Origin of the sequence: Photorhabdus aballayi (genome assembly GCF_026153155.1) — a bacterium.
Lineage (GTDB): Bacteria > Pseudomonadota > Gammaproteobacteria > Enterobacterales > Enterobacteriaceae > Photorhabdus > Photorhabdus luminescens.
In genome coordinates, this window is sequence record NZ_JAPFCD010000002.1 from 109,800 (window position 1) to 122,889 (window position 13,090).

Consider the following 13,090-nt stretch of genomic DNA (forward strand, 5'->3'; position numbering starts at 1 on the left):
CAATGGGTAAAATCGATTATGTCAGCTGAACAGGTAAGAACTCGAATTTATTCATTAGCCCATTAAAAAATTTAAAATGGGTAGATTCACATAATTAAGTGCAACATTGTTAATCTGGAAGTAAACATGTTCGTATTCCATTAAATAAATTCTTTAGGTAATCCCTCCATTTTTAACGAAAATCAAAAGTAGATTTGTAATTAATTAGTTAGTTACCTGCTTCTGGAATAATGCGATGAAACTCAAATTTTTCCTATTCTAACTGCTCTTTTAGTTTAATTCGTATATTTAGAAACAGCTCATAGCAAGTCCGGCAACCTACTTATGGTTCCAGCGAAACTTTTCACATTTGGGGTTGATCGCAGTTGCTATAGCGTAATCGGCAACAAATTCGTTGAATGGTATCGTAACTCGTCAGAATAAGATTGGAAATTGTTTCTCGCAGAACGTATAAAGGGGGTTTTGTGAATATTTGAAGCCTATCCACCAGAAGAAAACGCAACATGAATGAATCTCTGAGCCAAATTATTGCAAGTGAGCTACAGGCACAGCCACAACAAGTACTTTCAGCGATTAGCCTGCTTGATGAAGGGAATACTGTCCCTTTTATTGCACGATATCGTAAAGAGGCTACCGGCGGTCTGGATGATACCCAACTTCGCCAACTTGAGACCCGCCTTAGTTATCTGCGCGAATTGTCGGACCGCCGCCAAACCATTCTTAAGTCCATTGACGAGCAAGGCAAGCTGACACCAGAACTGGCGGAAGCCATTAATGGCACTCTCAGCAAAACAGAGCTGGAAGATCTTTATCTGCCATATAAACCGAAACGCCGTACCCGTGGACAAATCGCTATTGAAGCAGGTCTTGAACCGCTAGCGGACACCTTGTGGCAAGATCCACAACAAGAACTGGAGCAGACTGCCGCTACCTTTGTTGATCCTGATAAAGGTGTCGCTGATACCAAAGCGGCGCTGGATGGCGCACGTTATATCCTGATGGAACGTTTTGCCGAAGATGCCGCATTATTGGCGAAAGTACGCGACTATTTATGGAAAAATGCCCATCTGGTCGCTAAAGTCGTTGCCGGAAAAGAGGAAGAAGGCGCTAAATTCCGCGACTATTTTGATCACCATGAACCTATCGCACAAGTCCCTTCTCACCGCGCATTGGCTATGTTCCGCGGCCGTAATGAAGGCGTACTGCAACTTTCCCTAAATGCTGATCCTCAGTTTGATGAACCACCGAAAGAGAGTTATGGCGAACAGATTATTACTCAGCATCTTAATCTGCGCTTGAACAATGCACCGGCAGATAGCTGGCGCAAAGCTGTGGTGAATTGGACCTGGCGCGTCAAGGTATTGTTACATCTTGAAACTGAATTGATGAGTACCTTGCGTGAGAAAGCGGAAGATGAAGCCATCAAAGTATTCGCTCGCAACCTACAAGACCTATTGATGGCCGCACCTGCGGGTATGCGCGCAACAATGGGGCTTGATCCCGGTCTGCGTACCGGCGTCAAAGTGGCCGTTATTGATGCAACCGGCAAACTGATTGCCACAGACACAATTTATCCACACACTGGTCAAGCGGCTAAAGCTGCTGCGAGTGTCGCGGCGTTGTGTATCAAGCATCAGGTAGAACTGGCGGCCATCGGTAATGGAACCGCTTCCCGCGAAACAGAACGTTTCTTTGCAGATGTGCAAAAACAATTTCCAGAGATAAAAGCCCAAAAAGTGATTGTCAGTGAAGCAGGAGCATCGGTTTATTCTGCTTCTGAGCTGGCAGCACAGGAATTTCCTGATCTGGACGTTTCACTACGCGGTGCCGTCTCTATCGCCCGCCGCTTGCAAGATCCACTGGCTGAATTGGTGAAAATCGATCCAAAATCTATCGGCGTGGGTCAGTACCAACATGATGTCGGTCAGAGTCAGCTTGCCAAAAAATTGGATGCCGTCGTTGAGGATTGTGTAAACGCCGTCGGCGTGGATCTCAATACCGCTTCTGTTCCACTGCTAACCAGAGTTGCCGGGTTAACCCGTATGATTGCCCAGAATATCATCAACTGGCGTGACGAGAATGGCCGCTTCAATAACCGTACACAATTACTGAAAGTCAATCGTCTTGGGCCAAAGGCTTTTGAGCAATGTGCTGGATTCTTGCGGATTAATCACGGTGATAACCCGCTGGATGCATCGACCGTTCACCCGGAAGCTTATCCGGTAGTGGAAAAAATTTTGGCGGCCACTGAGCAAAAACTCCAGGAATTGATGGGTAACCCTACTTCATTGCGTGGATTGCAACCTCAGGATTTCACCACCGAGCAATTTGGTGTTCCAACCGTTACCGATATTTTGAAAGAGCTGGAAAAGCCTGGCCGCGATCCACGTCCAGAGTTTAAAACTGCAACTTTCGCAGAAGGGGTGGAAACCATGAATGATCTGCGTCCGGGAATGGTGCTGGAAGGTGCCGTCACTAACGTGACTAATTTTGGCGCATTTGTCGATATCGGCGTTCATCAAGATGGCTTAGTGCATATCTCTTCGCTGTCCGATCGCTTTGTAGAAGATCCTCACACCGTGGTAAAAGCGGGTGATATCGTTAAAGTAAAAGTGCTGGAAGTTGATCTGAACCGTAAGCGTATCGCTCTGACTATGCGCCTTGATGAGCAACCGGGAGAAACCCACTCACGCCGCAATAACAATACGCAAACTGACCGCCGTCCTGAACGCAATGATCGGAACCGTAATACTTCCCGTTCTTCTACCTCAGCCGGAAACAGTGCTATGAGTGATGCGCTAGCCGCGGCATTCGGAAAAAAACGTTAACATTCCCATCGCTATAAACAGATGCACTGCTTCGGCAGTGCACGTTTCACCATTTTTATCAGAAAAAATCCAAACTCACTGATTTATGCCAACCTGAGTGGCTAAATTAACACCAATAATGAAAATAGAATTAACATTGAAATTAATGTTGGTTATTATTCTTATTTGCAATTATTATGAATTGGGTTAAAAATCGCACTTCATAATGAATGAGTACGACTCATTCTCGGTATTATTTTACTTATCACACATTCCGGAAGGTTATATGCAACTTCTTCCAGACCATAGTTACAAGATCATAGGCTTTTCTCCGAAGATCAGCCCAGCTTATCGGCAGAAATTACTGTCATTAGGTATGTTGCCCGGTTCTTCTTTTCATGTTGTCCGCTTAGCGCCTTTAGGTGATCCGATACAAATTGAGACTCGCAGAGTCAGCCTGATTCTGAGAAAAAAAGACTTGGAATTTCTCACATTAGACAACGCTCAGTGCAACGCATAATCCGTTGCAAGCAACGAAACAGTTACTCTTAATTTAATCTGGCACCAAAAACATGAAAGCACTGACCATTGGCTTAATTGGCAACCCCAATGCCGGCAAAACGACATTATTTAACCAACTTACTGGTGCCCGACAACGTGTAGGCAACTGGGCTGGCGTTACGGTAGAACGAAAAGTTGGCCGTTTTACCACCGCGGAACACAAAATTGAGTTAGTTGACCTACCGGGAACCTACTCTCTAACCACGATTTCTGAACAAACATCACTGGATGAGCAGATAGCCTGCCACTATATCCTAAGTGGCGATGCTGACATGCTGATTAACGTCGTAGATGCATCTAATCTTGAGCGAAATCTCTATCTGACGTTACAACTGTTGGAATTAGGCATTCCATGCATCGTCGCACTCAACATGTTGGATATCGCTGACAGTCAGCATATCCAAATTGATATCGCCGAACTGGAGCGACGCCTTGGCTGTCCAGTCATTCCAATGGTTTCGACTCGTGCAACTGGACTGAATGAACTGAAACAGGCAATTGACCGCCATAAGCAGAATGCCGGGCAATCATTGATTCACTACCCCGACTGCTTGTTGCAAGAAGTTGAGACGTTATCTGGTGCAATTTCAGAAAAATTTCATGCTCAACAACGCCGTTGGTTAGCGCTTCAAATGCTTGAAGGGGATATTTATAGTCTGGAACGTTCCGGCTTTGCCGCCTCGATACTGGCTGAATCTAAAAAACGCCTGCAACAACAGCAATATGAAGAGCCTGAACTGATGATTGCCGATGCGCGTTATCAAAGCATCAATACATTGTGCATGGCCGTAATCGATACCCAAAAAGCCATGCCAAACAAACTTACCCAGGCAATCGATAAAATTATCCTCAACCGCTGGCTGGGCGTACCTATTTTTCTGGCGGTTATGTATCTAATGTTCGTGCTGGCAATTAATATTGGTGGTGCGCTGCAACCTATCTTTGACAGTGGTTCTGTCGCTGTTTTCATTCATGGAGTTCAATGGCTTGGGTATACCTTAAGTTTTCCTGAATGGCTGACAGTGTTCCTCGCACAAGGTATCGGCGGCGGTATCAACACAGTTTTGCCACTGGTCCCCCAAATCGGCATGATGTATTTATTCCTCTCTTTCCTTGAGGACTCTGGTTATATGGCGCGGGCGGCGTTTGTCATGGACCGTCTGATGCAAGTTCTAGGCCTACCGGGCAAATCTTTCGTTCCGCTGATCGTTGGCTTCGGTTGCAACGTCCCATCCATTATGGGAGCGAGAACGCTAGATGCTCCGCGTGAACGCTTGATCACGATTATGATGGCGCCCTTTATGTCTTGCGGCGCAAGATTAGCCATCTTTGCCGTATTTGCCGCCGCATTCTTTGGCAAAAATGGGGCAACTTTTGTTTTTTCCCTTTATATATTGGGTATTGTAGTCGCTATCCTAACTGGCCTGATGTTGAAATACACCATTATGCGCGGCGAAGCTTCGCCATTCATTATGGAGCTCCCGGTTTACCATATTCCACATCTAAAAACTCTGTTTCTGCAAACCTGGCAACGCCTGAAAGGTTTTGTTATCCGTGCCGGTAAAGTGATTGTTATCGCCAGTATGTTCATCGGCGCTCTTAACAGTTTCTCATTCTCTGGTAAGGCGGTGGATAGCATCAACCAATCCGCTCTCGCTTCGGTCAGCAAGGTTATTACGCCCATATTACAGCCCATTGGCGTTCACTCAGATAACTGGCAGGCAACCGTAGGTCTGATAACTGGCGCAATGGCAAAAGAAGTCGTTGTTGGAACACTTAATACCCTGTATACCGCAGAAAGTATTAATAATGAGTCGTTTAATGCAGATGAGTTCAATCTACTTGATGAGCTGAAAGATGCAGTTGGTGAAACCTGGAATAGTTTGAAAGATACCTTCACTCTGAGCGTGCTTGCCAACCCAATCGAAGCTAATAAAGGCGACGGTGAGATGGATAGCGGTTCTATGGGAACCATGAGCGCCAAATTTGGCTCCGCTATTTCAGCTTACAGTTACCTGATCTTTGTTCTGTTATATGTACCTTGTGTTTCGGTGATGGGCGCTATCGCTCGTGAAACCAGCCGGGGTTGGATGACATTCTCCATCCTGTGGGGACTGAACGTAGCTTATTCAATTTCAGCCCTGTTCTACCAGATGGTGACTTTCTCACAGCATTCGCAAAGCAGCCTGATCATTATTCTGACCGTCGTTCTATTTAACGCACTGGTGTTCTACTTCCTGCGTCGGGCCCGCAGCCGTGTGACGATGAAGTTAATCAGCAACCCAGGAAATAGCTGCCACTGCTCCAGTGGAAACTGTCACTAGGAGTTAAAAATGATTAGCCTGTTACAAGTAAGGGATGCCGTCGCTCTGAATGGACGGGCAGATGCCAAATTGTTAAGCCACCAGCTTTGTGCGTCAGTACAGATGATTGCCGCTATGCTTGAACAACTTACAGTGATGGGCAAATTGGAAAAAATTGATGCAACTGCCTGTCTAAGCGGCGGTTGCAAACAATGCCCTGAAACACAGAAATGTGATACGGCGGTTTATCGGATCGCTGGGGGGTGTTGAACCATATTACAGAATGGCTAATCATATATCGTTAGTCTGAGACAACCCCATTTTTTAAAGTGGGGTGTATCAACAACCAGTTAGTTCAAAGGGTCATAAGCCATAACCAAACACATACAGTCTATTGATTTACAGGCATTTGGAAAACAAATTCTCCCCCAAGCGCGGCAGCATAGCGGCTTAAAGTATCCAGATTTGGCACACCCTTGCCATTTTCCATACGACCAATGTTTTGCTTCTGAGCGCCAATCTTCTGAGCAACATCTTGCTGAGTAAGATGTAACGTTTTACGTGCATCTTTAAGTTGTTTCATCAATTTTTTGCGGATCTGGATATCGTTATATGCAGCCAGAGTCGCAGCGTCTTCTAAGAGAAGCGTTTTAGCTTCAGAAAACGGGATAATATCATTATCAGGCATTTTTAAGACTCCATTTAATTTCTTTCATTCGTTTTAACAAATTCCGTTAATTATAGGATACACAATGGATAGCAGTATATTCGCCTCTCTAACGCACTTGACAAAAGTGTGTATTTACAGGAACTGCTACCGGAGACTTACAATCATTTTCTTCAATCGTTTTACAATTCGTTTAAAAGGCGTTACATACATGTTTTTCACACCAGAATAATCATCGTATTTTTCGCCAGTTGCACCAAAAGTCAACACTTCATCTGCCTGAGGCATAATTTGTGTTTTAAATAAACGGTCCCAAAATGAAAAAATAAAACCAAAATTTTTATCATGGTGTTTAACAGAGCTACTATGATGTAATTGGTGATATGCAGGGCTAACAAGAATATCTCTAATAAAAGGAGGATATCTTAAGTAAACCATAGAATGTTGTAAATTCAAACCAAACATAAGAAGTAAAAACATAAATACATTTTGCCCAGCAAAAATAACATACTCACTCTGAGCATTGAAAAAATAAGACACTCCTCCTGCATATATACCTGTAAACAAGCTTGCTATCAGAATAAAAAATCCTTGATTTACCGGGTGAGACCTATAGGCAGTTAAAGGTGTAAGATTTTCAGCAATGTGATGAATTTTATGAAATTCCCATAACACCCTAATTTTATGAGATATAAAATGTTCGAAAAAAACTGAAAAGTCAAAAACAATAATTGCTCCTAGAGTCAAAACTAAGTTGAGAGCTATGCCAGGAATAACATGAAAGTGAGGAATGCCAATAAATGACAGGAGATTTATAGTTCCTTCTTTAAAGAATAAAGCTGACGATAAAATAAGGGCATATGTAAATCCAAATACTATCTTGTCGACAAAATAAAAAATGAAATCATCCTTTGATGATTTAGATGTTAATTTATGCGCTTTAACTACCATTTTGCTCGATTTTAATGGGTTGACCGTTTTATTTTTATAGGCATAAAACAAAACGGCAATCAAAAAAGCCATAAACAAATAGCCAATGAACAACCCATGACTTGGTGCAAAAAACACAGTTAATCTTTTAAAAAAAGGAATAGCAATATCCTGATATATAAAATCAAAATAACTACTGAGATTCTCCATATTTTTTCCATTTGTTTTAGTTTAAATTTGCAGAGAACCTGATTGACATTGGATGGCTTCAATCAGTCTTATAGTATCTAAAGATTTTTTCTGAAGTTCATCAAGTATATATTTGTCTTTATTTCCTTTGATGAAATCAATAAAATTATATACCATTCTGTGATGTTGTAGATCTTTAAGGAATATTTTTTTATATTCCTTATCAACCAATGGCTTTAGTCCCGATGTCACTTTTACTCTCAAAAATGGCAGCATCTTACCATAGACAAAGGAGCCGCAATATGGCATTACAAAATCTTGAATGCTAATCTCGCCCTTTTCACCAGATATTGTTACTTCCTGCCTAGTTGTAGAACCTCGATAGGATGAAGCCATACTGAAAGTTATATTAGAGCTTGTTAAACCTATAGCATTAAATTCGACAATAGCTCCTGTCTCTTTCTTCAAAACAAATGAGTCTAATTTAGATATCTCTTTTCTTTCAATAAGCGATAAAATCATACGAATAGGGTACCAACCAAGATCGCCAAGGGCACCTTTATCCTCAAGATAAAGGTTAAATTTTATATGTGAATAATCGGTACTCGGCCAAAAAAAATTTGAGTCGATTCTGACAATTTTGCCCACATGTCTATCTATTAGTTTCGGTAACGAATTATATAACTCATTATGCACAAAGTGCGTTGCATCCATCCAAATAATATTTCTCTCTTTTGAGAGTTCAAGAAATTCCGAGAGAAACACAGATGAAGGCAAAGGCTTTTCAACTAAAATATGCTTTTTATACTCGAGACATAATCTCATATAAAACTCTTTTGTTGAACTGGGAGTTGCAATATAAACTGCATCCAGTCCCGGATCTTCGAAAAAAGCTTTAGGTACAGTGTAGCCTTTTCCTTTTCTGCTACAGAATTCGCTACAAAATGATTCTGCGTTATTTTTACTCCTTGATAATACAGAATAAACTTTAACACCAATATTAGCACAACTCTTAGCTATGACTTTTGCCATTAATCCTGTGCCAATAATTCCTAAATTAATCATAAAAGCACCTATAATCTAAATGTTCTGTTACTTCGACTTCAAAGGTTAAATTTTTAGGAACAATAATTTCATCACCAGATCGTACTAATATCCTCTTTTCCTCAATGTTAAAATAGGCTTCTCCACTATAAATCCTAAAATGCTCAGTAGTTTCCGCAAGCCAGCTATATTTACCTTTTGCCATAAAACCAAAGGTAACCAGATTATTATATTCATCTTGAAAATTTCGGAGAACAGATCTCCCGTCAAAAAAAATATATGTCTCTACAAATTTATATCGGCCATTACACATAGTAAGTACTTAGCTCCTTTATATAATCATCGTCGATACTTAGTTTTTCTTTAAAAGGTGATGTGATAACTTCAGGTACAGGATCGTAACCAAGATGTAGCCTTTTATCAAATCTTAATGATAAATCCCGTGTATAACACAAAATAAGTTGTAATCTATTTTTATATGGACAAGGATCTCTCCAGTGTTCAAATTTCTTCCCATCTAAAATCAAAAGGTCACCAGATTTCATATTTACCGGTTTATTCTCTACGTATAAACTCCAATCAGCTTCCTCTTTAGTATGTATTCCAATCGAGATAATGTAATCTACAGAATTTCTATCCTTATGCTTTGGAAGTGCATATTTCTTTTTATAATTCCATAAAAAAGAATAACTCGGATATACTTTTTCATTTACAATGTCTGATACTAAATCACAGTAATGGCTCAGCATGGCTTCAAAATAAGGTGTGGCATAATACATATGGGCTTTGGTTGAGTCATTATTCCCCTTTAAATACCCTAAATTTTTCGAAATAGCTAAATATCTGTAAATAATATCTATTTCTCGTTCTGTTATTGCATTTTCGATAACGTGAATACCACTGAACATTAATCATCTCTCCATGATTTTATTAATGAAGTTATCATGTCGGTTTTTAATTCTGGTTTCAATTTCATCAGCGGGGATACCGCTGATATCTGACAGCCAGTTAACTCCATCTTTATTGACGTGCAATATTTTCTTAAAAGTAGTCAGATGATCTATAACCATTTCTTTTTTAGCCGGTGACTGCTCGATAAGCTCCCTAAAGTATGTAATTCCCATTTGAACATGTCTCGCTTCATCCTGCATTGCTCCCTTATATATCTGGCCGATTAAGCTTTTATCACCGAAAGCGTGAATAAAAATGTTAAATTGCTCTAGAGCACCATTCTCAAGAAAAACATGACTGAGAAATGTCTCATCAAAACTTCTTAATTTGGCAAAGTGTTCAATATATATATCCCTAGTTTTCGGTAAATCCTTTATGCTGCCGTTTGCTAAAATTGCATATTTCGCGAAAAGTTCAGAGTGTCTGGCTTCATCATTAACAGCTTGAGCTAGTCCTATTTTCAACGAAAAATCACCACATTGAAGCAGTAACTCCGCAGCATTTTGCATTCCCAAAATTTCAACATGAACAGATAAACTCGCAACGACTATAGCGGTCTCGTATAAGCTCTCAGGGATCAAATCTCTCCCGGCCAAGTTCCAATTCAGATTACTATCCCATGTTTGCTTGGTTTTTCCTTTCAAGTACAAGTCATAGTGTTTTGCATTGATAAAATCAATATTGCTAAGCTTATTTTGGTTGTACATATTTATTCCTTTCCTCAGTTAATTTATGCTTTTTAAATAAAAAATACAGAAATATCACAGCAAGCAAGATGCTTGTTAATTTAAAAGTGAATTCGATAGAAATGAGTTTTGCAATATACCCACCAATAATTGGCATCAAAATTGCTACTACAGATGAAATCTTCTGTATATCTCCTGTAGCTTTTCCTACGTGCTCAAAACCAATAATATTTCTTACACCGTATCTAATTGCGAAAAACGTCACACCAGAGGCGATACCAACTAAGAAAACCAATAAATAATATGTAGCATAATGATATGTTTTTGCGTCTAAAAAACCAAATCCCCAAAAGGCCACAAAATTAGCCATAACGGAAAATAATAAGACATTCTTGGCTGACAATCTTTTAAGTAACCAGCCAGAAACTCGCGTTCCGAATATGCCACCGACCCCGAGAAGTGAAATTATGTAACCTATACTACTTTGATTTTGCCCAATCTTCTCGAAGAAGATACCGAGCATATCATTGCTAAGAAAAAAGGCTAAGTTTGACAAAGTATAGGCCGAAACAAGTAAATATAAATCCGGTTTATTTCGCAATTGCTGTACGAATGAGAAACGTTCTACAACAGTAACAGTTATACTTTTATTTACATCAAGCCGAGAGGTATTATCAAAGTATGATGTCAACATGCCGACCAGATTAAATGCCATTGATAATAACAGGACAAACCATAACCCATAGTTTGTGTTTAGATATACAACAAGCAAGGGAATGACTATTCTGCTAAAGTTGGTAATATATCCATAAATCTCATAAAATCTTTGAGATTCATTATCATCTACATTCAATTTTGTGTTTGATATTCCAAGCCCACACCGACAGGTTGTCTTGATTAATGTAATGACATAAAGAAATATAATTGGATCAGCTACAGATAGAAAAGGCATGGTAATGCCATTAATAAAGAACAGCAATGTCCTCCAATTTAGTACATTTCCGTTGTCAAACAGCTTGCCGAATAATCCACTTGCCACCAGAAATGGAGCAGCAAAGCAAGCACCCAATATCCCCATTTCGGATGGAGTAGCATGCAAGCTATATATAGCTATGATGCTTAAAATAGCGTAATCAAGATAAGTATCAAGTTCGTGGACACCTATACTAATGTACTTTTTCATCAGTTATCACCCAAGTGAGGATAGGTATAAATAAATATTCACACCTATCCTTGATTTTTAAAGTTTTATATTAGCTAGCTAGAGGTTGATAGTCCATGATGTCTCCTTTTTTAACTTTAGGTTAATATCTACTTATTTCCCGCAAGGGAAATTAAATATAAGCAAGCATCTTTATTCATGTAAATTAGCTGTTAACGTAAAAATTTTATTATTGTGAAACAATTCACACTTTTTAACTTCTAATATCTTTTATTATTATATTTAAAAATCCTTTAAATACATACATATACCACATAAAAGACTGAATAATATTTTCTCGTATTAATTTCATTGCCCACTTTGCTTTTATTTAGTATATCTATTTAATAGTACCATTAAATTACTATCCAATTTATTTTAGATCAATCATTCCATTTTACAATAATTTGGTTCAGTAATATCGATATATACGATTTTTTTAGCACTAAAAATAAGATTCTGCACTAGTGAAACAAACACTTTATTTTATGGAATTATTCACTTTAAAATATGTTTTCTGAAATAAATAATATTTACATCGAACTTTCTGGCCCGTATCAATCCCCATGCTTGGGGGCCGACCTAAGTATGCAAAAGGAAGTGCTGCAAAACGTTATCAGAAAAAACTCTAAAGTCCCTGTAATAAAAGAGGGAGTTAAATGCCTGAAGCATGATCAAAATATTTAAAAAAATTCAGTTCGTGGAAATACTTAAGCATGATTTGATCAGTTAAAAAATATTTCTCAAATGAAACATTCGAGATATCGTAGTCCGATAAGCTTTTTGCTGAAGGTGGTAGCCAAATTAATTGCCTACACCTTCCAGCCCAAAAAACGAGTCTGAATCCACCACATGCCTCTGAGCTAACTGCCCTTTAAACAGATCTGAGGTTAGTCAAAATACTCCATGTTCTACACTCTAAATAACGGCTTCCAAAGCTAGCCGTCTCTTAATACTCTACTAACAAATTCAGTCAACAACCCAACAAATTCATCTGGATGAGAAATAAAAGGCGCATGAGCAGCATGACGCATCATGGCTGAAACTGAACTCGGCCATTTTTCATCAAGAATATTGAGGATTTTTCTTGGCGCCAACCCATCCAGATAACCGTAAATCCGCAGGAATGGGATGGTAAGCTCAGCCAAAGACTCCCTTAAATCTTCGGTACGCAAAATTTCCAGACCAACATGCAGCACTTCGACAGAAGGCATCGGCTGCGCCAACACAACAGATTTCAGTAATCGCGCATCTTGACGGGCGCTGTCAGTACCTAATGTCTGTAAAGCAAGAAAACGCTCAACTGTGCGCTGGAAATCTTCACTAAGCTGATGTTCGAAATCGCGCAAAACTTCCGGCTTAATCCCCGGCCAGTTACCTTCTGCGCTGAAATGCGGTGAAGAAGCCACGGTAATTAATCCAGCAACCTTATCCTGATGGTCAAGTGCAATCCGGCTGGCAACTAATCCTCCCAACGACCAACCTAGCCATAACGCATTTTCCGGCGCATATCGCCAAACTTCATCCGCCATGTCGGCAAGACTCATTGGGCCATATTTCTGGCTACGGCCATAACCCGGTAAATCCACCAGATGCAAACGAAAATGCGGAGCGCATCGCATTTCAATGGAACGCCAAACTTCTGCATTCAGCCCCCATCCGTGCAGCAACACAAGATCACGCGAATCTCCCGCAGAAGTCTGCCAAAATAGATCAGCCATTGTTATTCTCAACTTTATTTGCCATCAAGG

Annotated in this window: 12 protein-coding genes and 1 pseudogene; 5 read left to right on the forward strand and 8 right to left on the reverse strand. The window is 40.0% G+C overall.

The annotated features are described in order from the left end of the window. The first annotated feature begins 503 nt into the window (after window positions 1-503). From OO184_RS01845 to OO184_RS01860, 4 genes are all read left to right on the forward strand, one after another. Window positions 504-2,828 (forward strand): Tex family protein, encoded by a 2,325-nt coding sequence (locus OO184_RS01845; protein WP_265377733.1) that lies wholly within the window; start codon window positions 504-506, stop codon window positions 2,826-2,828. Between the two features lie 265 nt (window positions 2,829-3,093). Next, on the forward strand, window positions 3,094-3,327 hold the full coding sequence (feoA, locus tag OO184_RS01850) for a ferrous iron transporter A (RefSeq protein WP_046396399.1): 234 nt from the start codon (window positions 3,094-3,096) through the stop codon (window positions 3,325-3,327). A gap of 52 nt (window positions 3,328-3,379) precedes the next feature. Continuing rightward, window positions 3,380-5,692: a Fe(2+) transporter permease subunit FeoB gene (gene feoB, locus OO184_RS01855; RefSeq protein WP_265377734.1), complete on the forward strand. Its 2,313-nt coding sequence runs from the start codon at window positions 3,380-3,382 to the stop codon at window positions 5,690-5,692. A gap of 9 nt (window positions 5,693-5,701) precedes the next feature. Further along, window positions 5,702-5,941, forward strand: a complete 240-nt coding sequence (locus OO184_RS01860; RefSeq protein ID WP_265377735.1) for a FeoC-like transcriptional regulator — start codon at window positions 5,702-5,704, stop codon at window positions 5,939-5,941. A gap of 121 nt (window positions 5,942-6,062) precedes the next feature. Here the strand turns inward: OO184_RS01860 and OO184_RS01865 are convergent, their stop codons facing one another. The 7 genes from OO184_RS01865 to OO184_RS01895 all read right to left on the reverse strand — a co-directional run bounded on the left by OO184_RS01865 (window position 6,063) and on the right by OO184_RS01895 (window position 11,321). Then, a complete protein-coding gene (locus tag OO184_RS01865) occupies window positions 6,063-6,359 on the reverse strand; it encodes a helix-turn-helix transcriptional regulator (RefSeq protein WP_265377736.1) in 297 nt (98 codons plus the stop codon). 126 nt (window positions 6,360-6,485) lie between these two features. Further along, window positions 6,486-7,478 (reverse strand): sterol desaturase family protein, encoded by a 993-nt coding sequence (locus OO184_RS01870; protein ID WP_088374728.1) that lies wholly within the window; start codon window positions 7,476-7,478, stop codon window positions 6,486-6,488. A 21-nt stretch (window positions 7,479-7,499) separates the two neighbouring features. Next, window positions 7,500-8,522 (reverse strand): Gfo/Idh/MocA family protein, encoded by a 1,023-nt coding sequence (locus OO184_RS01875; RefSeq protein WP_265377737.1) that lies wholly within the window; start codon window positions 8,520-8,522, stop codon window positions 7,500-7,502. Further along, window positions 8,515-8,814, reverse strand: a complete 300-nt coding sequence (locus OO184_RS01880) for a pyrimidine/purine nucleoside phosphorylase (RefSeq protein ID WP_088374730.1) — start codon at window positions 8,812-8,814, stop codon at window positions 8,515-8,517. Before OO184_RS01880 ends, OO184_RS01875 begins: the two co-directional genes overlap by 8 nt. Further along, window positions 8,807-9,409 (reverse strand): hypothetical protein, encoded by a 603-nt coding sequence (locus OO184_RS01885; protein WP_088374731.1) that lies wholly within the window; start codon window positions 9,407-9,409, stop codon window positions 8,807-8,809. The genes OO184_RS01880 and OO184_RS01885 overlap by 8 nt, the downstream gene beginning before the upstream one ends. Before the next feature lie 3 nt (window positions 9,410-9,412). Continuing rightward, entirely contained in the window at window positions 9,413-10,159 is a 747-nt protein-coding gene (locus OO184_RS01890) for a ferritin-like domain-containing protein (RefSeq protein WP_088374732.1), read from the reverse strand. Then, complete coding sequence (locus tag OO184_RS01895; RefSeq protein WP_265377738.1) at window positions 10,143-11,321, reverse strand: MFS transporter; 1,179 nt, start codon at window positions 11,319-11,321, stop codon at window positions 10,143-10,145. Before OO184_RS01895 ends, OO184_RS01890 begins: the two co-directional genes overlap by 17 nt. Before the next feature lie 741 nt (window positions 11,322-12,062). On the opposite strand from OO184_RS01895, the pseudogene OO184_RS25425 reads away from it, so the two are divergent. After that, window positions 12,063-12,182: pseudogene (locus tag OO184_RS25425) on the forward strand (IS982 family transposase); the annotation flags it as partial. A 95-nt stretch (window positions 12,183-12,277) separates the two neighbouring features. Here OO184_RS25425 and bioH read toward each other — a convergent pair. Beyond that, window positions 12,278-13,060 carry a pimeloyl-ACP methyl ester esterase BioH gene (bioH, locus tag OO184_RS01905; RefSeq protein WP_265377739.1) on the reverse strand — a complete coding sequence of 261 codons (783 nt, stop codon included), beginning with the start codon at window positions 13,058-13,060 and terminating at the stop codon, window positions 12,278-12,280. Window positions 13,061-13,090: the final 30 nt, after the last annotated feature.

Bases quoted from the DNA above. Each gene is read 5' to 3' on its own strand.
- OO184_RS01845 (WP_265377733.1), top strand. From the start codon at position 504: ATGAATGAATCTCTGAGCCAAATTATTGCAAGTGAGCTACAGGCACAG.
- feoA (WP_046396399.1), top strand. From the start codon at position 3,094: ATGCAACTTCTTCCAGACCATAGTTACAAGATCATAGGCTTTTCTCCG.
- feoB (WP_265377734.1), top strand. From the start codon at position 3,380: ATGAAAGCACTGACCATTGGCTTAATTGGCAACCCCAATGCCGGCAAA.
- OO184_RS01860 (WP_265377735.1), top strand. From the start codon at position 5,702: ATGATTAGCCTGTTACAAGTAAGGGATGCCGTCGCTCTGAATGGACGG.
- OO184_RS01865 (WP_265377736.1), bottom strand. From the start codon at position 6,359: ATGCCTGATAATGATATTATCCCGTTTTCTGAAGCTAAAACGCTTCTC.
- OO184_RS01870 (WP_088374728.1), bottom strand. From the start codon at position 7,478: ATGGAGAATCTCAGTAGTTATTTTGATTTTATATATCAGGATATTGCT.
- OO184_RS01875 (WP_265377737.1), bottom strand. From the start codon at position 8,522: ATGATTAATTTAGGAATTATTGGCACAGGATTAATGGCAAAAGTCATA.
- OO184_RS01880 (WP_088374730.1), bottom strand. From the start codon at position 8,814: ATGTGTAATGGCCGATATAAATTTGTAGAGACATATATTTTTTTTGAC.
- OO184_RS01885 (WP_088374731.1), bottom strand. From the start codon at position 9,409: ATGTTCAGTGGTATTCACGTTATCGAAAATGCAATAACAGAACGAGAA.
- OO184_RS01890 (WP_088374732.1), bottom strand. From the start codon at position 10,159: ATGTACAACCAAAATAAGCTTAGCAATATTGATTTTATCAATGCAAAA.
- OO184_RS01895 (WP_265377738.1), bottom strand. From the start codon at position 11,321: ATGAAAAAGTACATTAGTATAGGTGTCCACGAACTTGATACTTATCTT.
- bioH (WP_265377739.1), bottom strand. From the start codon at position 13,060: ATGGCTGATCTATTTTGGCAGACTTCTGCGGGAGATTCGCGTGATCTT.